A 26,793-nucleotide genomic window follows, 5' to 3' on the forward strand; every position below is an offset into this window, starting at 1 on the left:
TTGAATACGCCGCAGACCGCAAGCCGCCGCCCACATGTCCCTTCATCAATCAACAATGTCAAAGAGCCGACAAAAACACCGGCACAGCTCCCTTACCCCTTTTTCTCGGGGCGGTCAGCGCGCCAGGTCTGTTGTGACTGCCTCAGCGACCATCCGGCCACCGCTGCGGTGACACCCATCTAGGCCCACACCCAACACCCGTCAACTCCAAATTACAGTTTTTTGGCAAAACACCCAAACCAACCCCTCAACAGCCCACTCCGGGGCATCAAGGGCCATGCCAAAGCATGACCCTGCCCCACCTCGCTGCGAGGCTCAGAACTTCACCTCCGCGCTCATCGTGAACGAGCGCCCGCGCGGATCCGCGATCCTCGGTTCCCATGAACCGCCCGCCCCGGTGTTGCCGTCATAGGTGACGGCAAACGGCGGATCGGTGTCGAACAGGTTGCGCACGCCCGCGGTGATCTTGAACCCCGGCAGACCGATATAGCTGACCGACGCGTTGTAGATGGTATAGTCGTCCACGTTCGTGTTGTAGTCGGGCCGGGTGATCGTTCCCGCCGCGATGCCGGGCAGCGCGAAGTTCCTGTAGCCCTTTCGGAAAATCTGGGTGAGCGACAGTACGACGTCGTCGTTCGCATAATTGACGAAGGCGTTGTGCTTCCAGCGCACGCCGAGGTCGCCTGCGAAGGTGAACACGCCGATCAGACTGGCACCATAAGGCGAGGTCGGGGTCAGCTTCTCGCGCTTCTTGAGCAGCAACGTGCCATCGATGCCGGTCGAGACAACGCCGCCCAGGGCCTCCACCCCGCCGCGCGCAGCGACTTCGAGGCCCTGTGTTCGGCGCGAGCCAGCGTTGATCCATGTATCGTCGATCGCGACGATCTCGTTGATTGCGGAATCGCGGAGGAAGCGGTCGGTGAACAGCGCCGCATTGTCGATCAGCTGCCGCAACGTCAGCGTCTGGATCGTGTCGTCGACGTCGATCTTCCACCAGTCGACCGATGCACTGAAGCGTGGCGAAGGCTGGATGACCACGCCGGCACTGAACTGACGCGCGGTTTCCGGACCGAGCGTCCGGTTGCCGCCCGTCAGGATGTTCGGCCGGATCAGCACGCAGGCCGGATTGGCCGTGTTGGGGACGCCGCCGGGGCACCGGGTCGGATCGGCTAGGTCGCTACCCAAATAGGGAGATTCCGTGAGGCCATTGAAGATCTGGTTGAAGGAGGGAACGCGGAAGCCGGTGTTGTAGGAGGCGCGGAACAGCAGCGGTTCCCACGGGCGAAACTTGATCGATACCTTGGGATTGGTCGTGGTGCCGAAGCCGGTGTAATCGTCGACGCGCACCGCGCCAGTGACGTCGAGCCCGGGCAGGATCGGCACCAGCATTTCGGCATACGCCGCCTTCACCGTCCGCGTCTGCTTCCGCAGCGCGTTGACGTTGTCGAAGGCGGCGAGGAAGATCACAGGCGCGGTGGCGGCCGCTGCATCCGAGCCGTTGAAACTGTAGATTTCGCGGCGGTAGTCGATGCCGGCGGCAAGTTGCACCGACTGGTCGCCCCAGAGGCGGACGAGCGGGCCGGACACCGAGTAATCGAACTGCTTCACCTCATACTGGCCGCCGTACAGCGTCTGGCCGAACGCCGACACCGCCTGCAGGCCGGCAAGACCCGCATCGCTCTGCGTCAGGCTGAACGGGTTGAGCAGGCCGGCGTTTATGAGCCCCGCGAGACCCGGCCCCGCCGCCCCCGGCGCGGTCGGCGCCGACGGGTCGTAGGCGCCGCTGGCCAGCGTGCCGCGGTAGTAATAGCCGGTGCCGAGCACGGACGCCGCCTCGCTGCGCGCATAGGAGGCGCCGGCCCGATAGTCCCAGCCGGTCCACAGCGGCCCCTCCATCGCCGCGGCGACGCGGATCGTCTTCGTCTCGGTCCTGTATTCGCGCGGACCGCAGGCGATGCAGCGCCAGCGGAAGGCGATCGGCTTGCCGTAATTGGCGGCGACGCCGGGGAATTGCGCCGCGATCGCATTGTAGACCGCATTGTAGCTCGACGCGGTCAGCGCATTGAGCGGATAGGCGACCTGGAAGTTCGAGGTGTTGCTCGACACCTGCGCATTGGAGAAGCTCTTCGCCGATTTGGCGTCCGAGCCGGTCACCTCCAGCGACAGCTCGTGCTCCTGCGCGATCCGCACGACGCCGCGGGCATAATAGGTCAGCGTCCTGATCGGCTGCTGGATCACCGCGGCGCGGCCGGTATCCCAGGCGCAGGCATAGCGCGCGTTGGGCGCATTCCACAGCGCGGCGTCATAGGCCATGCCGCCGTCCATCGTCTCGCACCCCGCCCCGCCGGGCAGGTTGAGGAGGTTGATGCCGCCAGCGCCATAGGTCGTGGTCAGTCCCGGCACCTGCAGCCCGGCGAGCGGCGCGGTGTTGGTCGCGCCCCCTGCCCCCAGGGTTCCCGTGGTGCCGCCGAGCAGCGTGCCGATCTGCCCCGCCGGCCCGCGCGGCAGGAAGGCGCCGTTGTTGAGCGCGAAGGCGGTGGCGATCGGCGTGCCGCGGGTGTCGATCGACAGGCCGCGATTGGGCTGGTTGCCGTTGACGAAGTCGCGATCCGACCCGCGCAGGATGTTGTTCCAGCTGTAGCTGACCGCACCCATCACGTTGAAGCCCTGTTCGGCGAGATCGCCGTAACCGGCGATGCCGGACAGGCGATAGATGTTGCCGCCGCCCGCTTCGGTGATGTCGTTGAACGCCTGGAGCCCCAGCCCCCGGTAATCCTTGCGCGTGATGAAATTGATGACGCCGCCGATCGCATCGGTGCCATAAATCGCCGAGGCGCCGTCCTTCAGCACCTCGACCCGCTCTATCGCGGCGAAGGGTATCTGGTTGACGTCGACCGCCGCGCCGGACAGGCCGTGCGCCGCGACGCGCCGGCCGTTGAGCAGCACCAGCGTCGCTGCCGACCCCTGCCCGCGCAGATTCGCCGCCGACAGGCCGTTGGTGCCGCGTTGCGCACCCGAGGTGACGTCGGCGTTGGAGGCGAGATTGTCCGCACCGCTGCCGTTGGTGGTCAGGAAGGCGATCAATTGTTCGGGATTGCTGATGCCGTTGCGGGTCAGTTCCTGATTGGTGATGATCTGGAGCGGTAACGCGCTGTTGTTGGGATCCTGCTTGATGCGGGAGCCGGTGACGAGGATGTCGCCGTCCGCCGCGGGGACGTTGGTGATGCCCGCTCCGGTGGCGGGCGTCGCCGCCCCGGTCGGGGTCGCGGCATCGGGCGTCGTCGTCTGCGTATCGACGCCCTGCGCGACGGCCGCACCGGCGCCGCCACAAACCAGCGCGAGTCCGCACCCGCTCATCAAGATACGCCGCAACGCGTTGTTCGCCATGTGTTTTTCTGCCCCCTGATACCGTCCCCCGACGGCGTTGACGGATTAGCAACGAAAACGTCACGAAACGCCAGCGCAGAAACGCGGCGGCGCACCATTTTTTGCGTGCCGTGGCTGCGGGGCGACAGATTGGATCACGCGCGCCAATGGCACGCCATAAAGTGCTTGCCCGTTGCCGTCCGCTGCTGCGACTGTCGCCTACGATGCAGGAAGGAACGCCGGCATGATCCGCACTCTCGTCGCGATGCTGATGGCGCTGCTGGTCGCGGCGGCATCGCCCGCACCCGGAGACATCATGCTGATCCGCGGCGTGCGGGTGTTCGACGGCAGCGGCGCCGCGGTCTTCGTCGCCGACGTGCTGGTCCGCGGCGACCGGATCGCGGCGATCGGCACGCGCCTCGCCCGGCCGCGCGGCACCCGCATCGTCGAGGGCCGGGGCATGACGCTGCTGCCGGGGCTGCACGACCTGCACACGCATATGCGTGCGCCGGGATTTTACGCGGCGGACGACCTTGGCAAGGCCTATGCCGCCTATCTGCTCGCCGGGGTGACCGACGCGAACGATTATTCGCTGAGCGGCGAGATGCTCGCGCCCATCCGCGCGATGACCGGCGACGGCAGCGTCCCCGCGCCGCATCTGGCATTGGCGGTGCGACTGGGGGTGCCGGGCGGGCATGGCACCGAATTCGGCTGGGGCAGCGCCTTCACCTTGCAGGCAGCGACGCCGCGCGCCGCGCATCTCGCGATGCGCACGGCCCTGTCCTACCGCCCCGACGTCATCAAGGTGTTCGCGGACGGCTGGCGATATGGCCGGTCGCCCGACCTCGGCGACATGAACACGCCGACGCTGGCGGCGATCGTCCACGACGCGCATGCCGCGGGGATCCCGGTCATCACGCATACGGTGACGCTGACGGGCGCGAAGATCGCCGCCGCCGCGGGGGTCGATGCGGTCGGCCACGGCGTCGGCGACGCGATGGTCGACGATGCGCTGATCGCGGCGATGCGGGCGGGCGGCACCGCCTATATCCCGACGCTGGTCGTCTACGAACCACAGGAGGACCGGACGTTCGTGCCCGCAGAATGGCAGGCGCTGCGCCCGCCCGAACGCGAGGGCGAGGCCGCGCGGATAGCGGCGGCACCGGAACCGGTCCCGGCGCTGGATAGCCGGCGCTGGACGATCATGCAGGCGAACGTCGCCCGGCTGCGCGATGCGGGCATCCCGATCGGCGTCGGCACCGATGCGGGGGTCGGCGGCGTCTATCATGGCTGGTCGACGGTGCGCGAGGTCCGGCTGCTCGGACGGTCCGGCCTGTCGCCGCGGCAGGCGCTGGCGGCGGCGACCGCCGTGTCGGCGCGGATCATGCGCCGCACCGATGCCGGCCGCATCGCGATCGGGCAGCGGGCGGACCTGATCCTGGTCGACGGCCGGCCCGACGTGCGGCTCGACGACCTGCACAAGGTGGCGCGCGTCTTCCTGTCCGGGCGCGAGGTCGCGCTGCCACCACTGCGGCGGCTGGTCGACGGCGACCCGCCCTCGCCGCTGCCGGCGGTGCGGATGACCGGGCCGATCGATACGGGCATGCGCGGCGACGGACGCACCGACCTCGACACGCTGCCGGTCGACAGCACCGAACCGGGGATCGACCACAGCCATCTCGACATCGTCCGCCCCGACGACAGCGCCGCGCGGCGGCTGTTCGCGGTCGCGCGGCTGGGGGCGGCGAGCCGGCCCTATGCGCAACTGGTCGTGCCGCTGACCCGCGGTGCGATCCTGCGGGCGGATGCGCGCGGGTTCACCGGGGTGGCGTTTCGCGCGCGCGGGATGGGGCGATACCGACTGACGCTGGACGGTTACGGGCTGGCCAGCCCGTTCCGCGCGAGCTTCGCCGCGGGCGCGGACGAGGCGAAGGTGCGACTCCCGTTCGCGGCGTTCGCCAGCGGCGACGGCTCGGCGCGGCTGAATGTGGCGGCGCTGCGCGCGCTCGTGTTCCGGTTGGAAGGCGAGCCGGGCGGGCGGGCCTGGCTGCAGCTGGGGGATCTGCGCTTCTACCGGTAGCCCGGCGGGGGTTAGTTCGCGCAGAGGCGCGGAGGACGCGGAGGTGTCGCACTCGCCGGACCGGAGGTCTTCTTCTTATACCGGAGAGATGACAGGTGCTTAGCTGCCCCGCGCGCAACACCTCTGCGCCCTCCGCGCCTCCGCGCGAACACATTCTTCTTTTCAGGGCGCGGCGTACCCCGACGACGTTGATGGGGAATGACGGATATTCTCCAGCCGCTTCAGTCGCAGCCCCTTGGCGTGTGGTGCGGCAGGGCGCGGCCGGCGGCGGCGCCGGTGAGGCGGCCGTTGTCGACCGCGATCACGCCGTTGACGACGACCGTGCGGACGCCCGCCGCGGGCCGTTCGGGCTGTTCGTAGGTGGCGCGGGCCGCATAGCGGCGAGGATCGAACACCACGACGTCGGCGAACGCGCCGGGGCGCAGGCGGCCGCGGCCCTCGAGGCCAAAGGTGTCGGCGGTCAGCGCGCTGCTGCGCTCGATGAAGGCGCGCAGCGGCAGCACCCGGTCGGCGACGACGTATTTCGCATATTTGCGGGCGAAGGTGCCGTAGACGCGCGGATGGCCGGTCGAGGCGTCGGAGCCGGTCATCACCCAGGGGCGACGCATGAAGGCGGCGATGTCCGTCTCGCTCTGGTTGAACGAGGCGACCGCGGGATCGGCGACGCGGATCACTGCGATCGCTGCGGCAATCGCGTCGGTGCCCCGCGCGGCGGCGACCGCGGCGAGCGTGCGGCCCTTTTCCGCGCCTTCGGTGATAAGCAGCGCTGCCGCGCCGCCGCGCTTGCGCAGGTTCTCGACCATGTCGGTGCGCAGCCGCGCCGCCAGCGCCGAATCGGCGAAGCGCGCGAGCAGGGCCGGGCGGCCGCCGTCCTGCGCCCATAACGGCACCAGCGACGCGACGAGGCTCGTGCCCGAGGCGCTCCACGGATATTGATCGGCGGTGACCGCCTGCCCCGTGCGGCGTGCCGACTCCACCTGCGCGATGATCGCGGGCGCGCGGCCCTGCACGTCCACGCCGAGCGCCTTGATGTGGCTGATGTGGACCGGCAGGCCGGCGTCGCGGCCGATCTGGATTGCCTCGTCGATCGCGGCGGCAAGGCCGACGGTATAGCTCGATTCGTCGCGGATGTGGCTGTCGTAGACGCCGCCGCGCCGCGCCGCCTCGCGCGCCAACGCGACGACCTCCGCGGTGGTGGCGAAGCTCTGCGGAGCATAGAACAGTCCGGTCGACAGGCCGAGGCCGCCGCCGCACATGCCCTTCGCAACCAGGGCGCGCATCGCCGTCAGTTCCGCCGCGGTCGGCGCGCGCCGCGCCTCGCCGATCACCGCGGTGCGCACCGCGCCGAAGCCGACATAGGCGCCGTAATTGATCCCGACCGGGCGGCTCCGGGCGCCGGCGAGCACCCGCGCGACATCGGGATCGCCGCCGCCGTCGTTGCCGATGAAGGCGGTGGTGACGCCCTGCATCAGGAACGGCACGACCAGCCGGCGGCGCGGATCGACATCGGCGAGCATCACCTCGACATGGGTGTGAGGATCGATGAAGCCGGGCGCAACGATCAGGCCGCGCGCATCGATCGTGCGGCGGGCGGTCACCGGACGCGGACCCACCGCGACGATCCGGTCGCCGCGGATGGCGACGTCGCCGACGAAGGGCGCGTCGGACCCGGTGAAGACGGTGCCGCCGCGGATGAGGAGGTCGACGCGCTCCGGCGCGGGGGCGACACCGAGCGCGGCAAGCGCGACGAGGATTGCGGCCTGCCTCATCGCCCGGCCGCCAGCCGTTCTTCGGTCGCGGTATAGGCGGAATGCGCACCCGGCGCGGCGGACACGTCGGTCGCGACATAGGCGACGCCGGTGCCGGCGGCGGGATCGACCCACAGGCCGGATCGCAAGCCATACGCCTCGCCGGCATGGCCGAACCGCTGCCGGCCGTCGCCGAACGGATCGTCGTGGCAACCCGGCGCCTCGGTCGCGAGGAAGGCGACCGCGAGGCCGTAGCGGCAGGTGAAGCCATTCTCGCTGGTGCCGTTGCCGCCGTCCTGCCGCCACAGCGGGGTCGCGAGCAGCGCGGCGGTGCGCGGTGAGAGCAGCCGCACGCCGTCGACGGTGCCGCGGCCGAGCAGCAGCCGGCCGATCGTCGCGAGGCCCCTTGCCGAGATGCGCAGGCCGCCCTGCGGTGCGAAGATCGCGCCGTTGACGCCCGGTAGCCAGCGGTCGAGGTCGCACGATCCGTCGCGCGCGGGGGTGACCGGGCAGGTGGTGGCGGCGGCGGCGTCCTTCACCGGCTGGCCGTCGCGGTACAGCACGACCGCGCGCGCCACCGTCGCGCGCCTGCACGCCGCCCAGTTGAAACAGGCGTCGAGCCCGAGCGGGCGGAGCACCAGCCGGTCCATCAGCCGGTCGAAGCGTTCGCCGGTGGCGCGCTCCATTACCGCGGCGATGACGGGGAAGTTGAAGTTGGTGTAGCGGAAATACGTCCCCGGTGCGTGGTCGGCGTCCCAGGCCGCGGGGTCGGCGAGCGTCGCCCGCATGTCGGCATCGAGCGGCAGGACATAGTCGATCCGGTCGGTCAGGCTCGACCGGTGCGACAGTAGCAGGCGCAGCGTGATCGGCACGTCGGGATGCGCCGGGTTGCGCAGCCGCCAGCCGAGCAGCGCGGAGACGTCGGCATCGAGGTCGAGCCGCTTCGCCTCGACCAGCCGCAGCACGCCGATCGCGGTGACCAGCTTGGAGATCGAGGCGACGCGGACGGGATCGTCGGGGCGCATCGCCCGGCGCTGCGCCACGTCGGCGAGGCCGCTCGCCGTGGCGGTGACGATGCCGTTGCGGTCGAAGGTCACGCGGGCGGTGGCGACCGGTTGCGCGGCGGCGAGCAGCAGGAGCGACAGCATCGGCTAGCCGCCCGCGCGGGCGAGCAGGGCGCGCGCCTGCTTGAGATGCGGTGCATCGATCATCCGCCCGTCGAGCTGCAGCGCACCCGCGCCGGGGTGGGCGGCAAAGGCGGCGACGATCCGCTCCGCCTCGGCGAGCGCGTCAGCGGTGGGGGAGAAAGCGGCGTTGATCGCGGCGACCTGCGCCGGGTGGATCGCCATCATCCCCGTAAAGCCGTCGCGCGCGCCCCGTGCGGCATAGGCGGATAGGCCCGCGAGGTCCTTGATCGCCGGATAGACCGTCTCGATCGCCGCGACGCCGGCGGCATGCGCGCCCATCAGCGCGAGGGTGCGGACCAGTTCGTAGGGCGGGGTATAGCGGCCGTCCGCCTCGCGCGCGGTCGATGCGCCGATCGCGGCGGGCAGGTCCTCCGCGCCCCAGGTCAGCCCGGCCAGCCGCTCCGCCACCGCGCGATAGCCGCCGAGGCCGAACACCGCGAGCGGCGTTTCGGTCGCGACCGGCAGCACCGGGACGACGTGTGCACCCATCGCCGCGACCAGCGTCGCGACGTCGGCGGCGGATCCGGCCTTGGGCAGCATCACGCCGTCCGCGCTGCGCGCCGCCGCGAGGTCGTCCGCCAGCCCGTCGCTGCCGAGGGGATTGACGCGGACGAAGCGCGTCACCGCCGCCGGCTCGCGCAGCCACCTCGCCACCGCCTCGCGCGCCGCCGGACGCGCGGCGGCAGCGACCGAATCCTCAAGGTCGAGGATCACCGCATCCGCGCCGCTGTCCGCCGCCTTGGCGAAGCGTTCGGGGCGGTCGCCGGGCACGAACAGCAGGGACCTCAACCGCATGGCATTCTCCTCGACGTCAGGGCGTAGCGTGCCGGGAGGATGCAAGACAAGCGCGCGGCGAACCGCTACACGCCGCCGCCATGCCGCCTGCCCCTTATCCTGCCCCTTATGATGCGATCGTCCTCGGCGCCGGTGCCGCTGGCCTGATGTGCGCCGCCGTCGCGGGCCAGCGCGGCCGGCGCGTGCTGCTGGTCGACCATGCCGACGAGGCGGGCAAGAAGATCCTGATCTCGGGCGGCGGCCGCTGCAACTTCACCAACATCCACACCGCACCCGACCGCTATCTGTCCGCCAACCCGCATTTCGCCAAATCGGCGCTCGGCCGCTACACCGCCACCGATTTCCTCGGCCTGGTCGAGCGCCACGGCATCCGCTGGCACGAGAAGACGCTGGGGCAGCTCTTCTGCGACGGATCCGCGCGGCAGATCGTCGCGATGCTGCTCGGCGAATGCGAGATGGGGCGGGTCGAGCTCGCGCTGTCGTCCGCGATCCGCGAGGTCGGACATGACGGCAACGGCTTCACCGTCGCCCTCCCCGGCCGCAGCGTCACCGCGCCGCGGCTGGTGATCGCCACCGGCGGGCCGTCGATCCCTAAAATGGGCGCGACCGGCTTCGCCTATGACCTTGCGCGCCGGTTCGGGCTGAAGGTGGTCGAGCCGCGGCCGGCATTGGTGCCGCTGGCGCTGGGCGGCGAGGAGGCGCTGTTCCGCACGCTGTCCGGCGTCGCCGCGGATGTCGTCGCCAGCGCGGGCAAGGCGCGGTTCCGCGAGGCCGCGCTGTTCACGCATCGCGGCCTGTCCGGCCCGGCGATCCTGCAGGTGTCGAGCTACTGGCGCGCGCGCGAGCCGATCACGATCGACTTCGTGCCCGACGCCGCCGCGCACTGGCTGGTCGAGGCGAAGCGCACGCAGCCCCGCACCACGCTGCGCCGGGCGCTGGCCGCCACCCTGCCCGACCGGCTCGCCGAGGCGCTGGCCGAGCGGCTGGCGGTGACGGGCGAACTCGCCAACGCCCCGGACCGCCGGCTGGACGAGGCGGCGCGGCAGCTGTCGGCGTGGCGCTTCACCCCCAATGGCAGCGAAGGCTATGCCAAGGCGGAGGTGACCGCGGGCGGGATCAGCACCGCCGACCTCTCCTCGCAGACGCTGGAGGCGCGGCGGGTGCCGGGTCTGCATGCGATCGGCGAGGCGGTCGACGTCACCGGCTGGCTGGGCGGCTATAATTTCCAATGGGCATGGGCGAGCGGCTGGGCGGCGGCGCAGGCGCTGTAATCACCCGATCAGCACCCGCACGCCGATCGCCAGCACCAGCGCCGGGACGGTCGTCACCACGCCGACGCGCAGGAACTGGAGGAAGGTGACATCCTCCCCCTCGCGGCGGATCGCGATCAGCCACAGGATCGTCGCCAGCGATCCGGTGATCGACAGGTTCGGGCCGAGGTCGACACCGATCAGCAGCGCATCGACGACGACCGCGGGCGGATGCGCCGCCGCGATCGTCTGCGCCGCGATCAGGCCGGCGGGCAGGTTGTTGACGAGGTTGCTGCCGACCGCGAGCAGCCCGCCCGCCACCGCCGCGGTCGTGCGCGGATCGCTCGCCGCGCCGCCGGACAGGCGCACGGCGAGCCAGCCGATCAGCCCGGTCCCCGCCAGCGCCTCGACCATCACGAACAGCCCGGCGACGAGCAGCAGCACCGACCAGGACACCGCACGGACGAGCGGCAGCGGCGAGGCGCCGGCGCGCCACTGCACGACGAGGGCCGTCGCCACGCCGGCAACGAAGGTCGGCCAGCCAAGGTCCCAGCCCAGCGCCGACGCCAGCGTCAGCAGCGCCGCGGTCGCCCCGATCCCGGCCAGCGCCATCCGGCCGCCCCCGCTGAGCGCGACCGCAGCGCCCTGCTCGGCCGGCCCCGACAGATCGGCGCGGAACAGCCAGCGCAGCGCCAGCCATGTCGCTCCGATCGCCATCACCGACGGCAGGGCGAAGGCCGCCAGCCATGCGCCGAGCCGCGGCAGGTCGCTGGCATAGAGCACGAGGTTGGCCGGGTTGGAGATCGGCAACAGGAAGCTCGCGGCGTTCGCCACCAGCGCGCAGGCGAACAGCAAAGGCAAAGGCGCGACCTTCGCCTGTCGCGCCACCGCATAGACGGCGGGGGTGAGCACCACCGCGGTCGCATCGTTCGACAGGAAGGCGGTCACCACCACGCCGACGAGGAACACCAGCGTGAACAGTCGCGCCGCCGATCCGCGCGCGCCCGCGGCGGCGCGATGCGCGACCCAGTCGAACAGGCCGTGTCCGCGCGCCGCTTCGGACAGGAGCATCATGCCGATCAGGAACAGATAGACGTCGCCGCCCTTCAGCACTGCCGCCCAGGCGGCCGGCGGCGCGATCAGCCCGGTAACGAGCAGCAGCGCCGCGCCGAGCACCGCCCACACCGCCTCCGGCCAGCGATACGGGCGGACGATGACGCCGGCGGTTGCGGCGGCGCAGATGGCGACCGTGGCGATCATCGGGCGGGCGCGCGATGCGGATGCGGGGGTGGGCTTTCCCCTCCGTCACCCCGAACTCGTTCCCGGGTCGACCGGGCTGCCGGGGGCACTGCTGAATGCACGAACACTGCCCCTCGCCGCGGGGTGGAGGGCGTTATGGCATCACCGCCACCCATCACGCCGGCTTCGTCTCCGGCATCGCGACCGCGTAGAGGCCGAGCCCGACACCGGCGATTGCCGCAAGCGTCATGAAGCTCGCGCCATAGCCAGCCCAGACGATGATCGTCCCCGCCAGCGTCGCGCTGAGCGCGGCGCCGAGACCCTGCGCCGTCGCGACCGCACCCTGGCTGACGTTGAACCGGCCGGTGCCCTTGGTGAGATCGGCGATCACCACCGGGAAGAGCGCGCCGAAGATGCCCGCGCCGACCCCGTCCAGCGCCTGCACGCCGACGAGCCACCATGGATCGTTCGACAGCGTATAGAGCGCACCGCGCGCCGCGAGCACGCCGAACGCGACGAGGAACAACGGCTTGCGGCCCCAGGCGTCGACGTTGCGCCCGACGATGACCGCGACCGGCACCATCACCAGCTGCGCCGCGACGATGCACGCCGCGGTCAGCGAGGTCGCCGAATCCTTGCCGACAGTCTTGGCGAGCAACTGGCTGACCGAGGTCAGCATCGCCGCATTGGCGAGGTGGAAGAGGAAGGCGATGGCGGCGAACAGCAGCAGCGGCCGGTTCTCGACCAGCACCCGCCAGCCGCCGGGCTCGTCGCAGCCCTCCTCGGGTTCGCAGTCGAGCCCCCGCGCAACCGCATTGTCGATGTCGCCGTTGCGCACGCGCAGCGCGGCGAAGACGCTTGCCACGGTCAGCGCGCCCATCAGCCAGAACACCACGACCGGCCCGAAATTCCACGCCAGCGCGCCCGCCAGTGCGGCGGACACCGCGTTGCCGGCATGGTTGAACGCCTCGTTGCGGCCGACCCGCTTCGAAAACAACTTCGGTCCGAACAGGCCAAGCGTGATCGCGCTGATCGCCGGCGCGAACACCGCGCCCGCCACCGCCGCGATCGACTGCGTCGCGGTCACCACCGCGAACCCGCTGACGAAGGGCAGCGACACGCTGCTGAGCGTCACCAGGATCGCCGCGATGATGACGATGCGCGGCTTGTTGCGGCTGCGGTCGATCAGGCCGCCGGCCGGCGTCTGCGACACCAGCCCGACGATGCCGGCGATCGTCAGCACCAGCCCGACGGTCGCCTCGTTCCAGCCATGCGCCGGGCCGCGCACCGCCAGCAGGTAGATGGCGAGATACGGCCCCAGCCCGTCGCGCACGTCGGCGAGGAAGAAATTGAGCGCATCCAGCGTGCCGCCGGCATGATGACCGGGCGTGTTCCCCGGCGGGTGCAGCGGTGCAGGCGGGGCAAGGCTGGCCATCGGGTCGTCGCTCCGTCGCGGGGTCGGTCCACGATGGACATCCGCTCGCGTCGCGGCTCAACCGGCCATTCGCACAATCGATCCGGCCCGGCCGGAATTATGTTGCGAACCATTGCTGTGGTGGCGGATCGGCGGCGACCGCGGGTTCCCGACCGCCCGTCATCCGCTGCAATTGCAGCCGGTATCCGGCGGCGAGTTGCGCGAACGCGCGATTCAGCGTAGGAGCTGCGGCGCGGCCTCGCTCGGCCTCGGCTTCGCGGATTAGGCGACGCAGGGTCTCTGGGGTCACGGTCACGGCCATGATGCGCGGATACAAGCGCCACATTGCGCCCGTATTGCCGCCCGCACTGGCCCGCGATTTTGCCATCGCGACTCTGTTGTCCCTGCTGCGTTCCCGCCCTGGCCCAAGGCCGCGGCTTCGGGGGCGTCGCCGTATTCTAGGTTACCCCATGCCCTTTTCCTCCCTGCCCCCGCTTCTCGCCGAAGCGCTCGTTGCCCGTGGCTATGAAGCGCCCACCGCCGTCCAGGCCTCCGTCATCGAACCCGAGGCGACGGGCCGCGACCTCGTCGTGTCCGCCCAGACCGGGTCGGGCAAGACAGTCGCCTTCGGCCTCGCCATGGCCGGCGAGCTGATGGCGGACGGCACCCTGCCCCCGCCTGGCCTGCCGCTCGCGCTCATCATCGCGCCGACCCGCGAACTCGCGTTGCAGGTCAGCCGCGAGCTGATGTGGCTGTACAAGGGCGCGCATGCCCGCATCGCCACCTGCGTCGGCGGCATGGACGCCAGCAAGGAGCGCCGCTCGCTCAGCCACGGCGCGCATATCGTCGTCGGCACCCCCGGCCGCCTGCGCGACCATCTGGAGCGCGGCGCGCTCGACCTGTCGGCGCTGCGCGTCGCGGTGCTCGACGAGGCCGACGAGATGCTCGACATGGGCTTCCGCGAGGACCTCGAGGGCATCCTCGACGCCTCACCGACCGAACGCCGCACGCTGATGTTCTCGGCGACGATGCCACGGCCGATCGTGGCGCTCGCCAAGCGCTACCAGCGCGACGCGCTGCGCATCTCGACCGTCGGCGAGGATCGCGGCCATGGCGACATCGCCTATCAGGCGGTCACCGTCGCGCCAGCCGATATCGAACATGCCGTCATCAACCTGCTCCGCTTCCACGAGGCGGAGACGGCAATGCTGTTCTGCGCCACCCGCGACAACGTCCGCCACCTGCACGCCAGCCTCGTCGAGCGCGGCTTCGCGGCGGTCGCGCTGTCGGGCGAGCATAGCCAGAGCGAGCGCAACTCGGCGCTGCAGGCGCTGCGCGACCGCCGCGCCCGCGTCTGCGTCGCCACCGACGTCGCCGCGCGCGGCATCGACCTGCCCTCGCTCAGCCTCGTCGTCCATGTCGAGATGCCGCGCGATGCCGAGACGCTGCAGCACCGTTCGGGCCGCACCGGCCGCGCGGGCAAGAAGGGGACCGCGGTCCTCATCGTCCCCTATCCGCGCCGCCGCCGCGTCGACATGATGCTGAAGCAGGCCAAGATCGCCTGCGACTGGATCCCCGCCCCCTCCGCGGACGACATCCGCAAGCAGGACCGCGAGCGGTTGATCGCGACCTTGCTCGCGCCGATCGAGTTCGACGACGAGGATCGCGAACTGGCGACGCGCCTGATCGCCGAGAAGTCGGTGGAGGATATCGCGGCCGCGCTGGTCCATGCCCATCGCGCGTCGATGCCGCAGGCCGAGGATCTGCTTGATTCGGCCGCGCCGCAGCAGTCGGATCGCACCCAGGGCCACCGCCCGGGCTTCGAGGATACCGTCTGGTTCCAGATGGATATCGGTCGCCGCCAGAATGCCGATCCGCGCTGGCTGCTGCCGCTGATCTGCCGCCGCGGTCACATCACCAAGGCGGAGATCGGCGCGATCCGCATCAACCCGAACGACACGATCTTCGAGGTGCCGCGCACCGTCGCCGACCGCGTGCTCGCCAGCGTGCAGCGCACGGCGAACCCCGAGAATGACGAGGGCAGCCTCCAGATCATTCCGTTCACCGGCAACCCGCGCGAGGCCGGCGGCAGCGGCGGCGGCGCCCCCCGTGGCCCGCGCGCGCCGCGCGACAATGCCGCCCGCCCGCCGCGTACCGGCGGCGCGCCGGTCCGGCATCAGGCGAAGCCCTATCGCAAGGGCCCGCGGGGCTGACGATGGCCGTGGGCGTCCGTATCCTGGTCGACGCGGACGCCTGCCCGGTCAAGGACGAGATCTACAAGGTCGCCTGGCGCCGCGAGGTGCCGGTGACGATCGTCAGCAACAGCCACTTCCGCGTGCCGGTCCATCCGCTCATCACCCGCGTGGTGGTGAGCGACGGCTTCGACGCCGCCGACGACTGGATCGCGGCGGCGGCGGATGCGAGCGCGGTGGTGGTCACCGCCGACATCCTGCTCGCCGACCGCGCGCTGAAGGCCGGCGCGACCGTGCTAAGCCCGACCGGCAAGCCGTTCACCACCGCCTCGATCGGCGGCGCGATCGCGACCCGCGCGATCATGGCCGACCTGCGCGCGGGCGGCGACCAGCTCGGCGGCCCCAAACCTTTCGCCGCCGCGGATCGCAGCCGGTTCCTGCAGGCGCTGGACACGGCGCTGGCGCGGTTGGGCCGCGTTTTACCGTAGTCTTCCTCACGCGGCCAGTTTCATCGTAATCAATCAATGGTGAGAAGTGACACGACACCTCTTGCCAACTGAAAAAATGTCGTCAGTCTACCGGTCCATCATGGCTGAGAGGCAAATGACGATGGATTTATCGACCAAACTCGTTGAATTGGAAAAACGGACCAGCCAGCATCGAGAATTACTACTGACAGAAGAGGCCGCAAAAACGGCCCTCGTCATGCCATTCTTGCAGGCATTGGGATATGACGTCTTCAATCCTCACGAGGTCGTCCCGGAATTCACAGCCGATGTTGGGATAAAGAAGGGAGAGAAGGTCGACTACGCTTTGTGCATAGACGGCCGCTTGAGCATTCTCGTCGAATGCAAGCCATCATCTGTAGATCTAGACCTCAAGCATGCATCTCAGCTTTTTCGGTACTTCGCGACAACGGATGCTCGCGTCGCGGTGCTCACCAATGGCGTAGTGTATCAATTCTACTCAGACACCGAACAACCGAATAAAATGGACGAGAAGCCATTTTACGTCTTTTCACTTGATGCAATAAAGCGAAGCGATCCAACAACGCTTGAACGGTTTTCGCCAAGCGCGTTTAGCATTGAAGGAATCGTTGCCGAAGCTGGCCGTCTCAAAACGGAATCGTTGACCCGAACCGAACTGGAAAAGGAATTCGCTTCTCCGTCCGAAGAGTTCGTCCGCATGATAGCCGCGCGGGTTTTGCCGGGAAGGCTCACGGCAATAGCGAAAGAACAATTTCAAACGACTTTGGCAGCATCCATAGCTGCCATTGTACGCGACCGAGTGAATGAACGCATTACATCCGCGCTCAACGTCGCAAATCCTCCCGCGGAACCCATTGAGGACGGCGGGTCAGATGACATGTCGAACGCTGACGGCATCATCACTACCGAAGATGAAATTGCAGGATTCCGCATTGTACAGGCAATTGCGTCGAGACACGTGGACCCAAAACGCGTCGTCATTCGTGACTCAAAATCCTATTGTGCCGTACTTCTAGATGATAACAATCGTCGAACATTAGTACGACTGTACTTTAACAGTCCAACTACACGTTACGTCGGAACGTTCGAAGGAAAGAACGAGACCCGGCATCCCGTCCAAGCAGTTACCGACATCTACAAACTCGAACAGCAAATCGCCTCACGTATCGCGGAATTTGCAGGGCAGGCCGCAAGTTCAACTGCGTGATATTGGCAGAGAAACTTTGCAGCATGACTAAGCAATAATGGCCCCATCATGCAGCAAACTACCTACCAAGCGGACACTTTTACCGCACAACAGAATGACTACCCCTCATCCCCCATGCGCAGCGCGGCGATGAAGGCTTCCTGCGGGATACTGACCGAGCCGTATTCGCGCATCTTCGCCTTGCCCTTCTTCTGCTTGTCGAGCAGCTTGCGCTTGCGGGTGGCGTCGCCGCCGTAGCATTTGGCGGTGACGTCCTTGCGCATCGCGCTGATCGTCTCGCGCGCGATCACCTTGCCGCCTATCGCCGCCTGGATCGGGATCTTGAACAGGTGGCGCGGGATCAGTTCCTTCAACCGCTCCACCATGCCGCGGCCGCGCGTCTCCGCGGTGCCGCGGTGGACGATCATGCTCAGCGCGTCGACCGGCTCCTCGTTGACGAGGATGCTCATCTTGACGAGGTCGCCCTCGCGATAGCCGATCTGGGTATAGTCGAAGCTGGCATAGCCCTTCGACAGCGATTTTAGCCGGTCATAGAAGTCGAACACGACCTCGTTGAGCGGCAGTTCGTAGGTCGCCTGCGCACGCCCGCCGACATAGGTCAGGTTCTGCTGGATGCCGCGACGGTCCTGGCACAGCTTCAGGATCGAGCCGAGATATTCGTCGGGAACGTAGATCGTCGCGTTGATCCACGGCTCGCTGATCGTCTTGATCTTGTTGACGTCAGGCATGTCGGCGGGATTGTGCAGGTCGATCTGCGTGATCCCGGCCGGATCGGGATGGGTCAGCTCGATCTGGTAGACCACCGACGGCGCGGTGGTGATGAGATCGAGGTCGTATTCGCGGGTCAGCCGCTCCTGGATGATCTCCAGATGCAGCAGCCCGAGGAAGCCGCAGCGGAAGCCGAAGCCCAATGCCGCCGACGTCTCCATCTCGAAGCTGAAGCTCGCGTCGTTGAGGCGAAGCTTGCTGATGCTCTCGCGCAGCTTCTCGAAGTCGTTGGCGTCGACCGGGAACAGGCCGCAGAACACCACCGGCTGGACCTCCTTGAAGCCCGGCAGCGCCTCGGCGGCGGGCTTCTTGGTGTCGGTCAGCGTGTCACCGACGCGCGCCTGCGCGACGTCCTTGATCTGCGCGGTGATGAAGCCGATCTCGCCGGGGCCGAGGTCGGTCAGCTGCTCGATCTTGGGCCGGAAACAGCCGACGCGGTCGACCAGATGCGTGGTGCCGGCCTGCATGAAGCTGACCTGCTGCCCCTTCTTCAGCACGCCCTCCATGACGCGGACGAGGATGACGACGCCCAGATAGGGGTCGTACCAGCTGTCGACCAGCATCGCCTTCAACGGCGCGGTCGCATCGCCCTTGGGCGCCGGAATGCGCGTGACGATCGCCTCGAGGATCTCGTCAATGCCGATCCCCGACTTGGCGCTGGCCAGCACCGCCTGCGACGCGTCGAGGCCGATGACGTCCTCGATCTCCTTGCGCACCATCTCGGGTTCGGCGGCGGGCAGGTCGATCTTGTTGATGACCGGCACGATCTCATGGTCGTGCTCGATCGACTGATAGACGTTGGCGAGCGTCTGCGCCTCGACCCCCTGCGCCGCATCGACCACCAGCAGCGCGCCCTCGCAGGCGGCGAGGCTGCGGCTGACCTCATAGGCGAAGTCGACGTGGCCCGGCGTGTCCATCAGGTTGAGCGTATAGGTGATGCCGTCCTTGGCCGGATAGGACAGGCGCACGGTCTGCGCCTTGATCGTGATGCCGCGCTCCTTCTCGATATCCATATTGTCGAGCACCTGGCTCGACATCTCGCGGTCGGTCAGGCCGCCGGTGCGCTGGATCAGCCGGTCGGCGAGCGTCGACTTGCCATGGTCAATATGGGCGATGATCGAAAAGTTACGGATCGTGGAAAGCGGGGTCGTCATGCGCGGCCCCTAGCAGGGTGTCGCGGGCTTGCCAAAGGGGGTCAGCGGGTCAGCTGCTCGATCGCCCGCAGCGCGTTGAGGTAGCGCACCGAACCTTCGCCGGAGACGAGCGCCCACGGCACGCCGCGTTCCTCCAGGATCGCTCGGCTGAGGTCGAAGAAGCGCCGCCGGTCCCGCGCTGATCCGAACATGCGGGTGCCGTCCTCGACCCAGGGCAGGTCGATGTCGAACAGCAGGTACAGGTCCGCGGTGTTCGTCCAGGTCGCGAACCACGGATCGCGCCGGCCGAACATCATGTCCGCCCACACCGCGGTCATCAGCGGATCGGTATCGAGGATCACGGGATAATGCCGCTCGGCGAGCGCGCTGCGCGTCTTGGCGTCATGCCCCTTCCCGATCTCGACCAGGTCGGCCATCGTCAGGTCGGTGCCGAATGCCTCGCAATAGGTGCGGCCGAATTCGGCGACGCTGGGCACGCCGCCGAAATGCTGCGCGAGCCGGGGCATCATCGTCGACTTGCCGCTGCTCTCCGGCCCGTGCAGGCAGATCGAACGCGGCGTCATGCCGGCACCAGCGTCCGCGTCTGTGCCTGCGCGCGCCGCCAGCCGGACAGGCCGTAGAGCGACAGCGCCAGCAGCACGCCATAGAGCGCACAGGTGAACCACAGGCCCTTGGCGGCGTAGAGCGGCATGCTCGCGACATCGACCGCGATCCACAGCCACCAGCTTTCGATCCTGCGGCGCGCCTGCAACAGCTGCGCCGCGACCGAGGCGATGGCGATCGCCGCATCCCACCACGGATAGGAGGCGTCGGTGTAGCGGTGCATCAGCATGCCCCACAGCGCGCAGGTCGCGATCCCGCCGGCCAGCCACACGGCCCGCGCGGCGGGATCGAGCCGCTCGACCACCACCTCCCCCGCCTGCGCCCGGCTGCGCGTCCAGTTCGCCCAGCCGTAAAGATTGGCGGCGAAGAAGAAGCCCTGCAGCAGCATGTCGCTGTAGAGCCGCGCACCGGCGAAGACCCAGGCGTAGATCGCGACCGCGACCAGCGCGACCGGGAAGTTCCACATGTCGCGCCGCGCGACGAGCGCGACATTGACCACGACCAGCGCGGCGGCGAGGGGTTCGACGAAGTCGGGGACCGTGTTCACCATGCCTGCCTAAAGCGATGCGCGCGCTTTTCGCAAGACCGCACATCCGGTGCTTGCATCCCGTTTCGGGCGTGGCTATAGGCGCGCCTCCAAGCACGGTCGCCCCTTTGAAAGGGCAGTGACCGAACTCCGTCGGGGAGTAGCTCAGCCTGGTAGAGCACTGTCTTCGGGAGGCAGGGGCCGGAGGTTCGAATCCTCTCTTCCCGACCATTTCCACTGCTTCGGCAGTGGATTGCCTGGTACATCAGGGGCGGTGCCCGAACCGCTCCGCCATGCGCCCGTAGCTCAGCTGGATAGAGCATCAGACTACGAATCTGAGGGTCGGACGTTCGAATCGTTCCGGGCGCACCATCTTCTAGAATCATTAGCCGGAGCCGCCGCTTTGGTCGACAAGAGCTGGGGCGCCGCCCCGTCGACGCCGCCGTTCCGCGTCAGGACCAATGACAGCCCCGACCAGCGCGCCGCCGAACGCGCCCGTGCCCGCGAGGACCGCAGCCGCGAACGCGCCGCGGCGATGGAACAGCGGCTGGAAACCCGCGCGGTCGAGCGCGAGGCCGATATCCGTGCCCGCGAAGAGGCACGCACCGCCCGCCGGATCGAGGAAGAGCGCAAGGCGGAGGGTGATCCCCATGCCGCCGCCGCGCAGCGTCGCCGCGGCTCGGGGCGCAAGGACGTGGTGCGTGAACAGCGCGACACCCGCGGCTATACGACCATCGTCGACATCGGGCGGATGCGCGAACTCGCTAGGCGCGGCGCGTCGGTGTCGGGCCTCGCCGGCGCATTCGGCATCACCGAGGCGGAGGTCGAGGCCGCGCTCGCCGGCGCCGACGCGGAACAGCCGGCCGAATAGCGCGACCGGTATCCGAAACGACGAAGGGGCCGGACGGCAACCGTCCAGCCCCTTTCGGTCGGTCGATGCGGAAAGGATTATGCGGCGCGGGCGAACCGCACGGCATCGGCACGATCATTGGCAACGGTGCGCGTCGGCTGCATCGGCGCGGCGATGCGGGCCGCGGCGGTGGTCTGGCGGCGATAGGAAATGACGGCGGCGATTAGGCTGAACATATCGGGCTCCCGGGGAGGATTGCTGCAATGCAACATTAGCCCCGCATATGTTGCCGGGAGGTTAGTGCCGCAATTGCAATATGGCTTGGCACGATTGCGTCCGGTGCAATCGCAGTCCTGAGTTGCTCTGCCCTCACCCTTCCGCCGCTACGCGGCTCCCTCCCTCTCCCGTTGGGAGAGGGAAAGACGCCGAAGGCGGCGAAGGGTGAGGACGGGGTAACGGTCCGGTCAGTTGTCGTCAGCCCGACGCATATCCCAAGCCCTTGATCCGCGACGCAAATGGAACGAAACGGGGACATGGCCGATGACGAAGCGCCGCCGCAGAGAAAGGTGATCCATGTCGACATGGACGCTTTCTATGCGTCGGTCGAACAGCGCGACGACCCGACGCTGCGGGGACGACCAGTCGCGGTCGGCGGGTCGCGCGCCCGCGGCGTGGTCGCGGCAGCGAGTTACGAGGCGCGCGCCTTCGGGGTACGCAGCGCGATGCCCTCGGTCACCGCGATCCGGCGCTGCCCTGACCTCGTCTTCGTGCGGCCGCGGTTCGACGTCTACAGTGGGGTGTCGCGGCAGATCCGGGCGATCTTCGCCGATTACACCGACCTGATTGAGCCGCTGTCGCTCGACGAGGCCTATCTCGACGTCACCACCGACCTGCGCAAACTGGGCTCGGCGAAGGCGATCGCCGAGGAGATCCGCGCCCGCATCCGCGCCGATACCGGCCTCACCGCCTCGGCCGGGGTGAGCTACAACAAGTTCATCGCCAAGCTCGCCTCGGACCAGAACAAGCCCGACGGCATCTGCGTGATCCCGCCGCACAAGGGTGCGGCCTTCGTCGCGTCGCTGCCGGTCAAGCGTTTCCACGGCGTCGGACCGGTGACCGCCAAGAAGATGGAATCGCTCGGCATCCTCAGCGGCGCCGACCTGCGCGACCGGCCGCTCGCGTTCCTGCAGGCGCATTTCGGCTCCTATGCCGACTATCTGTTCCGCGCGGCGCGCGGCGAGGACCACCGGCCGGTCCGCGCGCACCGCCAGTCGAAGTCGGTCGGGGCGGAACGGACGTTCGAGACCAATTTGTCCGACCGCGCCGATCTGCACGCCGCGCTCGCCCGCGTCGCGGAGGCGGCATGGGTGCGGATCGACCGGTCCGGCACGCGCGGGCGGACGGTGACGCTGAAGCTGCGCCACGCCGATTTCCACACGATCACGCGGGCGCGCTCCTTCACCCTGCCGGTCGCGGACGAGGCGGCGTTTCTGGCGGCGGGAATCGACCTGCTCGACGCGCAGCTGCCGGTGCCCGACGGTGTGCGGCTGCTCGGGCTGACGCTGTCCGGCATCCTCGGCGACGCCCCCGACGCGGATGAGGTGCAACCCAGCCTGCCGCTCTGAATCCCCTCCCCTCGACGGGCCGCTGATTGTCGGTTACCGATCGTTAACCAAGCGGGTGGGGGCATGACGGGCGAGGCGTGGTTCATTGCGGCGATGGTGCTCGGCCTGGCGGGCTATGGCCTCTACCTCGCCGGGCTGCGCCGTCATCTGGTCGAGCCGAGCCGCGCCTCCTGGCTGATCTGGGCGGTGGCGACCGGGGTGGAGGCCGCGACCTATCTGGCGGTCAATCCCGGCGAACCGCAGGGCCTCGTCTTCGCGATCTCGGCGATGGCGTGCATCGTGGTGACGCTGGCGATGTGGCGGCGATCGCGCTGGACCGCCCCCTCTCCCACTGAAACCATCTGCATGGCGGCGAGCTTCGTCGCGATCGTGCTGTGGCTGCTGCTCGAGGAGACGTTCTGGGCGCATATGCTGGTCGTCGCGGCGGTGCCGCTCGGCTTTTGGCCGACCTGGGCGAGCGTGTGGGAGGATCGCGCCCGCGAACGCTCGCCGGCCTGGGGATTGTGGACGCTCGGCGACCTTGCCACGCTGATCGTCGCGACGCGCAGCAGCGGGTCCGGGGTCGGCGAATATGCCTATGTGATGGTCGAGCTGCTCTGCCACGCCAGCGTGTGGCTGATGGTCGGGCTGGCGACGCTCAACCCGCTGCGCTCGTTCGGGCGGCGCGAGGGCGGGCTGCGCGTGCTCGACGCCTATCTGCTCGCCAATCCTTTCGCGGTCGCGGAGACGCATCTGGGCAAGGCGGTGTTCGCGGCGCAGGGCTTCGCCGCGGGCGAGACGATCGTGCGCTTTTCCGGGCGGACCGTCCCGGCGTCGCGGTTGCCGCGCGGCCTCAGCGGCGCGACCGACCGCTTCCTCCAGGTCGCGCGCGACCGCTACATGGGCCCGTCGGGACGCATAGACGACCTCATCAACCACAGCTGCTCCCCCAACGCCGGCCTCCGCTTCACCGACGGCGGCGTGTTCCTGATCGCGCTGCGCGCCATCGCGCCGGGGGAGGAGATCGCGTGGGACTATTCGACGACGCTGGCGGATGCCAACTGGTCGATGCTCTGCGCCTGCGGCAGCCCGCAGTGTCGCGGCGTCGTCCGCGCCTTCGCGCTGCTGCCCGCCGAGGTGCAGGACCGCTACCGCGCCAGCGACATCGTCGCCCCCTATCTGCGCGAACCCGCTTACGAATCGACCCGCGAAGCGGCGGCGTAGGACGCGACCACCCGTAACGCGCTGACGTCGCTGCACGATATTGCCGGGCCTGTCCTACGCGCCCGGGCGTCGCTAGGCGGATCGGTCGACCGGTCGCGTGTTCCTGTGTCGCAGATATGGAAACGATCGGATGGGATTGTTTTCGCCAAGGTGTTCATGTTGTCCATGTTGCCGCTTCCGCCCGCGCTCTTGCCCGCGGGCCGGATTGCGGCTAAGGGCCCGCGCTTCCACGCTCATGGCTGGATGCTTGCGGGAGGGTGCCACGGCGCCCGTCTGGACCGCTAAACTTGAAACGAGAGTGACATGGCAAAGAAAATCACAGGTTACATCAACCTGCAGGTTCCTGCAGGCGACGCGAAGCCCGCCCCGCCGATCGGCCCGGCGCTGGGTCAGCGCGGCGTGAACATCATGGAATTCTGCAAGGCGTTCAACGCGCAGACGACCGACATGGACAAGGGCACGCCCCTGCCCACGAAGATCACCGTCTATGCCGACCGGTCGTTCTCGTTCGAGATCAAGACGCCACCGGCCTCGTTCCTCATCAAGAAGGCCGCCGGCCTGAAGTCGGGCTCGAAGGAGCCGGGCAAGGTCGTCGCCGGCAAGATCGCGCGCAGCAAGCTCGCCGAGATCGCCCAGACCAAGATGAAGGACCTGAACGCCAACGACATCGAGGCAGCGACCAAGATCATCGAAGGCTCCGCCCGCGCGATGGGCCTCGAAGTGACGGAGGGCTGAGATCATGGCCAAGCTGACCAAGAAGCAGAAGAGCAACGCGATCAATCCTGAGACGCTGCACGGCGTCGATCAGGCGATCAGCCTCGCCAAGCAGAATGCCACCGCCAAGTTCGACGAGACCATCGAGGTCGCGCTGAACCTGGGCGTCGATCCGCGCCATGCCGACCAGATGGTCCGCGGCGTCGTGACGCTGCCCGCCGGCACCGGCAAGACCGTCCGCGTCGGCGTCTTCGCCCGCGGTGCGAAGGCCGAGGAAGCGCTGGCAGCCGGTGCCGACGTCGTCGGTGCGGAAGACCTGATGGAGACGATCCAGGGCGGCACGATCGACTTCGATCGCTGCATCGCGACCCCGGACATGATGGGCGTCGTCGGTCGCCTCGGCAAGGTGCTGGGTCCCAAGGGCCTGATGCCGAACCCGAAGCTCGGCACCGTGACGATGAACGTCGCCGAAGCCGTCAAGGCGGCCAAGGGCGGCCAGGTCGAGTATCGCGTCGAGAAGGCCGGCATCATCCATTCCGGCATCGGCAAGGCGTCGTTCACGCAGGAAGACCTGCGTCGCAACTTCGACGCGCTGGTCGACGCGGTCGTGAAGGCCAAGCCGTCGGGCGCCAAGGGCAAGTATGTCCGCAAGGTCGCCGTCAGCTCGACGATGGGCCCGGGCATCCGCGTCGACACCGCCGAGGTGGCTGGCGCGTAAGCGTTCCAGGCTCACGACGACATGAAAAGGGCCGGGAGCGATCCCGGCCCTTTTTGCGTGCATCGCCCGCGACGACGATGGCTATGCCGGAAAGTCCGCCCCCAGCGCCTGTTCGCGGCGGCTTTCGATCTCGGCCAGCCGCTCCTTCAACTTGCCCGTGACGGCGTCATAGCCGAACTGGCCGAGCACCAGATGGCGCGGCGGATTGGGCTCCTCCGTCACCGCGATGATCGCCTCGCCGGCGCGGACCGGGTCGCCGGGCTGCTCGCCGCTATAGCCGCGCGTGCTGTCGAGCCGCGCACCGGCGGTGTCGGCATAGTCGACGATCGTCACCGGCGTCTGCTGCAACGAACGCCCTGCCCAGTCGGTGCGGAACGGCCCCGGTTCGACGCAGGTGACCGCGATGCCGAGCGGCCCCACCTCGGCGGCGAGACTGTCCGACCAGCCCTCGACCGCATGTTTCGACGCGGCATAATAGCCCGAGCCGGGAAAGCCGACGAGGCCAGCGACGGAGGTGAAGTTGACGATATGCCCCTGCCGCCGCGTGCGCATGCCGGGCAGGGCGGCACGGGTGAGCGCGAAGAGGCCGAAGACGTTGGTGTCGAACTGGGCGCGGATCGCATCCTCCTGCCCTTCCTCGACGCTGGCCTGATAGCCGTAGCCGGCATTGTTGACGAGCACGTCGATCCGCCCGAAGCGATCCTCCGCCGCGGCCACCGCGCGGGTGACGCCGGGCGCATCGGTGACGTCGAGTGCGAGCGCCAGCGCGCGATCCCCATGTCCCTCGACCAGATCGGCGACGCGCGCCGCATCGCGCGCCGTCACCACGGCGCGCCAGCCGCGATCCAGCACCAGCCGCGCGAGGTCGCGGCCGAAGCCGGTCGAACAGCCGGTGATGAGCCACACGGGATCGGTGGGTAACGTCATGCGATTTCACCTTGGGAAGAAGGACGGATGCCGCAGCAATGCCGCAGCCCCGCGCCCGGTTCCCCCGGCATGCCCGTGCCGGTCAGGCCTGGATCAGGGCGTCGCCTGATCCGCGCCGTGCGTGGCGCTGCCGTCGAGATTCGCGCCGATGGTCGCGAACGGGCGCGACAGCACGCTGCCGATCTCGCTCGCCATCAGCAGCGCGGCGGTGCCGACGACCGCGATCATCACTGCAAACTGGACCATGCGCGCGACGTACCGGCTGCGCGCCTCGCGATCGGCGATCGACGCGGAGGGCCGGTCGGCCGCGCGACGATCGTCCTGCGAGGGCGCGGGCTTGTCGGTCGGCGGCTTGGCGGCGAGGATGCCGTCGATATCGATCCGGTCCTGCGTGCGGACGCCGAAATAGGCGCCCTTCTGCCAGACAACACGGCCGATGATGACGTGATGGATGCGGCGGATCTCGATCACCGTCCCGCGCGGACACGGCGTGTCGGCGGTGGCGAGCAGCCCGCGCGACGACATGTTATGGATCAGCACGTCGCCCCAGTCCGCGCCGCAGCGCATGCGGGCGCGCAGCATGACCTTGCGACGGGGTTCCCGCTGCTTCACCAACGCCGTCCGGCGCAAGCGCGATCGGTGATGAGCATGGCGGACGTCATCGCAACGTCATGCACGGGAGAGGTTAACAGCGGGTAAGTCGGACCGGAATGGACAGGTGTCGCCAATGGGCGTGCCG

At 68.8% G+C, this 26,793-nt stretch carries 23 protein-coding genes and 2 tRNA genes; 12 read left to right on the forward strand and 13 right to left on the reverse strand.

Going from position 1 to position 26,793, the window contains the following annotated elements:
• Positions 1-315: 315 nt before the first annotated feature.
• On the reverse strand, positions 316-3,357 hold the full coding sequence (locus tag AC1RTO_RS10580) for a TonB-dependent receptor domain-containing protein (protein WP_493160841.1): 3,042 nt from the start codon (positions 3,355-3,357) through the stop codon (positions 316-318).
• Between the two features lie 253 nt (positions 3,358-3,610).
• Between AC1RTO_RS10580 and AC1RTO_RS10585 the strand changes: the two genes are divergently transcribed.
• On the forward strand, positions 3,611-5,446 hold the full coding sequence (locus AC1RTO_RS10585; protein ID WP_493160842.1) for an amidohydrolase family protein: 1,836 nt from the start codon (positions 3,611-3,613) through the stop codon (positions 5,444-5,446).
• Between the two features lie 221 nt (positions 5,447-5,667).
• Here AC1RTO_RS10585 and AC1RTO_RS10590 read toward each other — a convergent pair whose 3' ends face one another.
• Genes AC1RTO_RS10590 through AC1RTO_RS10600 form a run of 3 tightly spaced genes read right to left on the reverse strand, consistent with a single transcriptional unit; the run spans position 5,668 to position 9,176 of the window.
• Complete coding sequence (locus AC1RTO_RS10590; RefSeq protein ID WP_493160843.1) at positions 5,668-7,215, reverse strand: N-acyl-D-amino-acid deacylase family protein; 1,548 nt, start codon at positions 7,213-7,215, stop codon at positions 5,668-5,670.
• Positions 7,212-8,342: a serine hydrolase domain-containing protein gene (locus tag AC1RTO_RS10595; protein ID WP_493160844.1), complete on the reverse strand. Its 1,131-nt coding sequence runs from the start codon at positions 8,340-8,342 to the stop codon at positions 7,212-7,214. The genes AC1RTO_RS10590 and AC1RTO_RS10595 overlap by 4 nt, the downstream gene beginning before the upstream one ends.
• A 3-nt stretch (positions 8,343-8,345) precedes the next feature.
• The gene (locus AC1RTO_RS10600; RefSeq protein ID WP_493160845.1) at positions 8,346-9,176 is read right to left on the reverse strand and encodes an HpcH/HpaI aldolase/citrate lyase family protein; all 831 of its coding nucleotides are present in this window, start codon (positions 9,174-9,176) and stop codon (positions 8,346-8,348) included.
• Between the two features lie 80 nt (positions 9,177-9,256).
• Here AC1RTO_RS10600 and AC1RTO_RS10605 point away from each other — a divergent pair, with 80 nt between their 5' ends.
• Positions 9,257-10,447, forward strand: a complete 1,191-nt coding sequence (locus AC1RTO_RS10605; RefSeq protein ID WP_493160846.1) for a BaiN/RdsA family NAD(P)/FAD-dependent oxidoreductase — start codon at positions 9,257-9,259, stop codon at positions 10,445-10,447.
• Here the strand turns inward: AC1RTO_RS10605 and AC1RTO_RS10610 are convergent, their stop codons facing one another.
• The 3 genes from AC1RTO_RS10610 to AC1RTO_RS10620 all read right to left on the reverse strand — a co-directional run bounded on the left by AC1RTO_RS10610 (position 10,448) and on the right by AC1RTO_RS10620 (position 13,467).
• A complete protein-coding gene (locus AC1RTO_RS10610) occupies positions 10,448-11,686 on the reverse strand; it encodes an arsenic transporter (protein ID WP_493160847.1) in 1,239 nt (412 codons plus the stop codon).
• A 154-nt stretch (positions 11,687-11,840) separates the two neighbouring features.
• Positions 11,841-13,100 (reverse strand): MFS transporter, encoded by a 1,260-nt coding sequence (locus AC1RTO_RS10615; RefSeq protein ID WP_493160848.1) that lies wholly within the window; start codon positions 13,098-13,100, stop codon positions 11,841-11,843.
• Between the two features lie 97 nt (positions 13,101-13,197).
• Positions 13,198-13,467 carry a hypothetical protein gene (locus AC1RTO_RS10620; RefSeq protein WP_493160849.1) on the reverse strand — a complete coding sequence of 90 codons (270 nt, stop codon included), beginning with the start codon at positions 13,465-13,467 and terminating at the stop codon, positions 13,198-13,200.
• Positions 13,468-13,549: 82 nt separating this feature from the next.
• Here AC1RTO_RS10620 and AC1RTO_RS10625 point away from each other — a divergent pair, with 82 nt between their 5' ends.
• From AC1RTO_RS10625 to AC1RTO_RS10635, 3 genes are all read left to right on the forward strand, one after another.
• Positions 13,550-15,292 carry a DEAD/DEAH box helicase gene (locus tag AC1RTO_RS10625; protein ID WP_493160850.1) on the forward strand — a complete coding sequence of 581 codons (1,743 nt, stop codon included), beginning with the start codon at positions 13,550-13,552 and terminating at the stop codon, positions 15,290-15,292.
• A gap of 2 nt (positions 15,293-15,294) precedes the next feature.
• Entirely contained in the window at positions 15,295-15,759 is a 465-nt protein-coding gene (locus tag AC1RTO_RS10630) for a YaiI/YqxD family protein (RefSeq protein ID WP_493160851.1), read from the forward strand.
• 100 nt (positions 15,760-15,859) lie between these two features.
• Positions 15,860-16,966 carry a type I restriction endonuclease gene (locus AC1RTO_RS10635; protein ID WP_493160852.1) on the forward strand — a complete coding sequence of 369 codons (1,107 nt, stop codon included), beginning with the start codon at positions 15,860-15,862 and terminating at the stop codon, positions 16,964-16,966.
• A 98-nt stretch (positions 16,967-17,064) separates the two neighbouring features.
• Here AC1RTO_RS10635 and lepA read toward each other — a convergent pair whose 3' ends face one another.
• Genes lepA through pnuC form a run of 3 tightly spaced genes read right to left on the reverse strand, consistent with a single transcriptional unit; the run spans position 17,065 to position 20,041 of the window.
• Positions 17,065-18,888, reverse strand: coding sequence for a translation elongation factor 4 (gene lepA, locus AC1RTO_RS10640; protein ID WP_293872805.1), 1,824 nt, complete (start codon positions 18,886-18,888; stop codon positions 17,065-17,067).
• A 41-nt stretch (positions 18,889-18,929) separates the two neighbouring features.
• Positions 18,930-19,451: an AAA family ATPase gene (locus AC1RTO_RS10645; protein ID WP_293872806.1), complete on the reverse strand. Its 522-nt coding sequence runs from the start codon at positions 19,449-19,451 to the stop codon at positions 18,930-18,932.
• On the reverse strand, positions 19,448-20,041 hold the full coding sequence (gene pnuC, locus AC1RTO_RS10650; protein ID WP_493160853.1) for a nicotinamide riboside transporter PnuC: 594 nt from the start codon (positions 20,039-20,041) through the stop codon (positions 19,448-19,450). Before pnuC ends, AC1RTO_RS10645 begins: the two co-directional genes overlap by 4 nt.
• 130 nt (positions 20,042-20,171) lie before the next feature.
• Here pnuC and AC1RTO_RS10655 point away from each other — a divergent pair.
• From AC1RTO_RS10655 to AC1RTO_RS10665, 3 genes are all read left to right on the forward strand, one after another.
• Positions 20,172-20,248 (forward strand) — tRNA-Pro (locus AC1RTO_RS10655).
• Between the two features lie 64 nt (positions 20,249-20,312).
• A tRNA-Arg gene (locus tag AC1RTO_RS10660) sits at positions 20,313-20,389 on the forward strand.
• 31 nt (positions 20,390-20,420) lie between these two features.
• Positions 20,421-20,888 (forward strand): hypothetical protein, encoded by a 468-nt coding sequence (locus AC1RTO_RS10665; RefSeq protein WP_493160854.1) that lies wholly within the window; start codon positions 20,421-20,423, stop codon positions 20,886-20,888.
• Positions 20,889-20,965: 77 nt separating this feature from the next.
• Here AC1RTO_RS10665 and AC1RTO_RS10670 read toward each other — a convergent pair whose 3' ends face one another.
• Positions 20,966-21,103 carry a hypothetical protein gene (locus AC1RTO_RS10670; RefSeq protein ID WP_493160855.1) on the reverse strand — a complete coding sequence of 46 codons (138 nt, stop codon included), beginning with the start codon at positions 21,101-21,103 and terminating at the stop codon, positions 20,966-20,968.
• Positions 21,104-21,400: 297 nt separating this feature from the next.
• On the opposite strand from AC1RTO_RS10670, the gene dinB reads away from it, so the two are divergent.
• The 4 genes from dinB (at position 21,401) to rplA (ending at position 25,127) form a co-directional block, all read left to right on the forward strand.
• Positions 21,401-22,492 (forward strand): DNA polymerase IV, encoded by a 1,092-nt coding sequence (gene dinB, locus AC1RTO_RS10675; protein ID WP_493160856.1) that lies wholly within the window; start codon positions 21,401-21,403, stop codon positions 22,490-22,492.
• Between the two features lie 63 nt (positions 22,493-22,555).
• Complete coding sequence (locus AC1RTO_RS10680; protein ID WP_493160857.1) at positions 22,556-23,695, forward strand: SET domain-containing protein; 1,140 nt, start codon at positions 22,556-22,558, stop codon at positions 23,693-23,695.
• Between the two features lie 303 nt (positions 23,696-23,998).
• Positions 23,999-24,430: a 50S ribosomal protein L11 gene (rplK, locus tag AC1RTO_RS10685; RefSeq protein WP_017978227.1), complete on the forward strand. Its 432-nt coding sequence runs from the start codon at positions 23,999-24,001 to the stop codon at positions 24,428-24,430.
• Between the two features lie 4 nt (positions 24,431-24,434).
• Entirely contained in the window at positions 24,435-25,127 is a 693-nt protein-coding gene (rplA, locus tag AC1RTO_RS10690; RefSeq protein ID WP_293872820.1) for a 50S ribosomal protein L1, read from the forward strand.
• Positions 25,128-25,208: 81 nt separating this feature from the next.
• Here the strand turns inward: rplA and AC1RTO_RS10695 are convergent, their stop codons facing one another.
• Together AC1RTO_RS10695 and AC1RTO_RS10700 are read right to left on the reverse strand one after the other, a co-directional pair.
• A complete protein-coding gene (locus AC1RTO_RS10695) occupies positions 25,209-26,054 on the reverse strand; it encodes an oxidoreductase (RefSeq protein WP_493160858.1) in 846 nt (281 codons plus the stop codon).
• Positions 26,055-26,147: 93 nt separating this feature from the next.
• The gene (locus AC1RTO_RS10700) at positions 26,148-26,666 is read right to left on the reverse strand and encodes a PilZ domain-containing protein (protein ID WP_493160859.1); all 519 of its coding nucleotides are present in this window, start codon (positions 26,664-26,666) and stop codon (positions 26,148-26,150) included.
• Positions 26,667-26,793 lie beyond the last annotated feature (127 nt).

The organism is Sphingomonas sp. GW821-FHT10F09, from assembly GCF_058809195.1.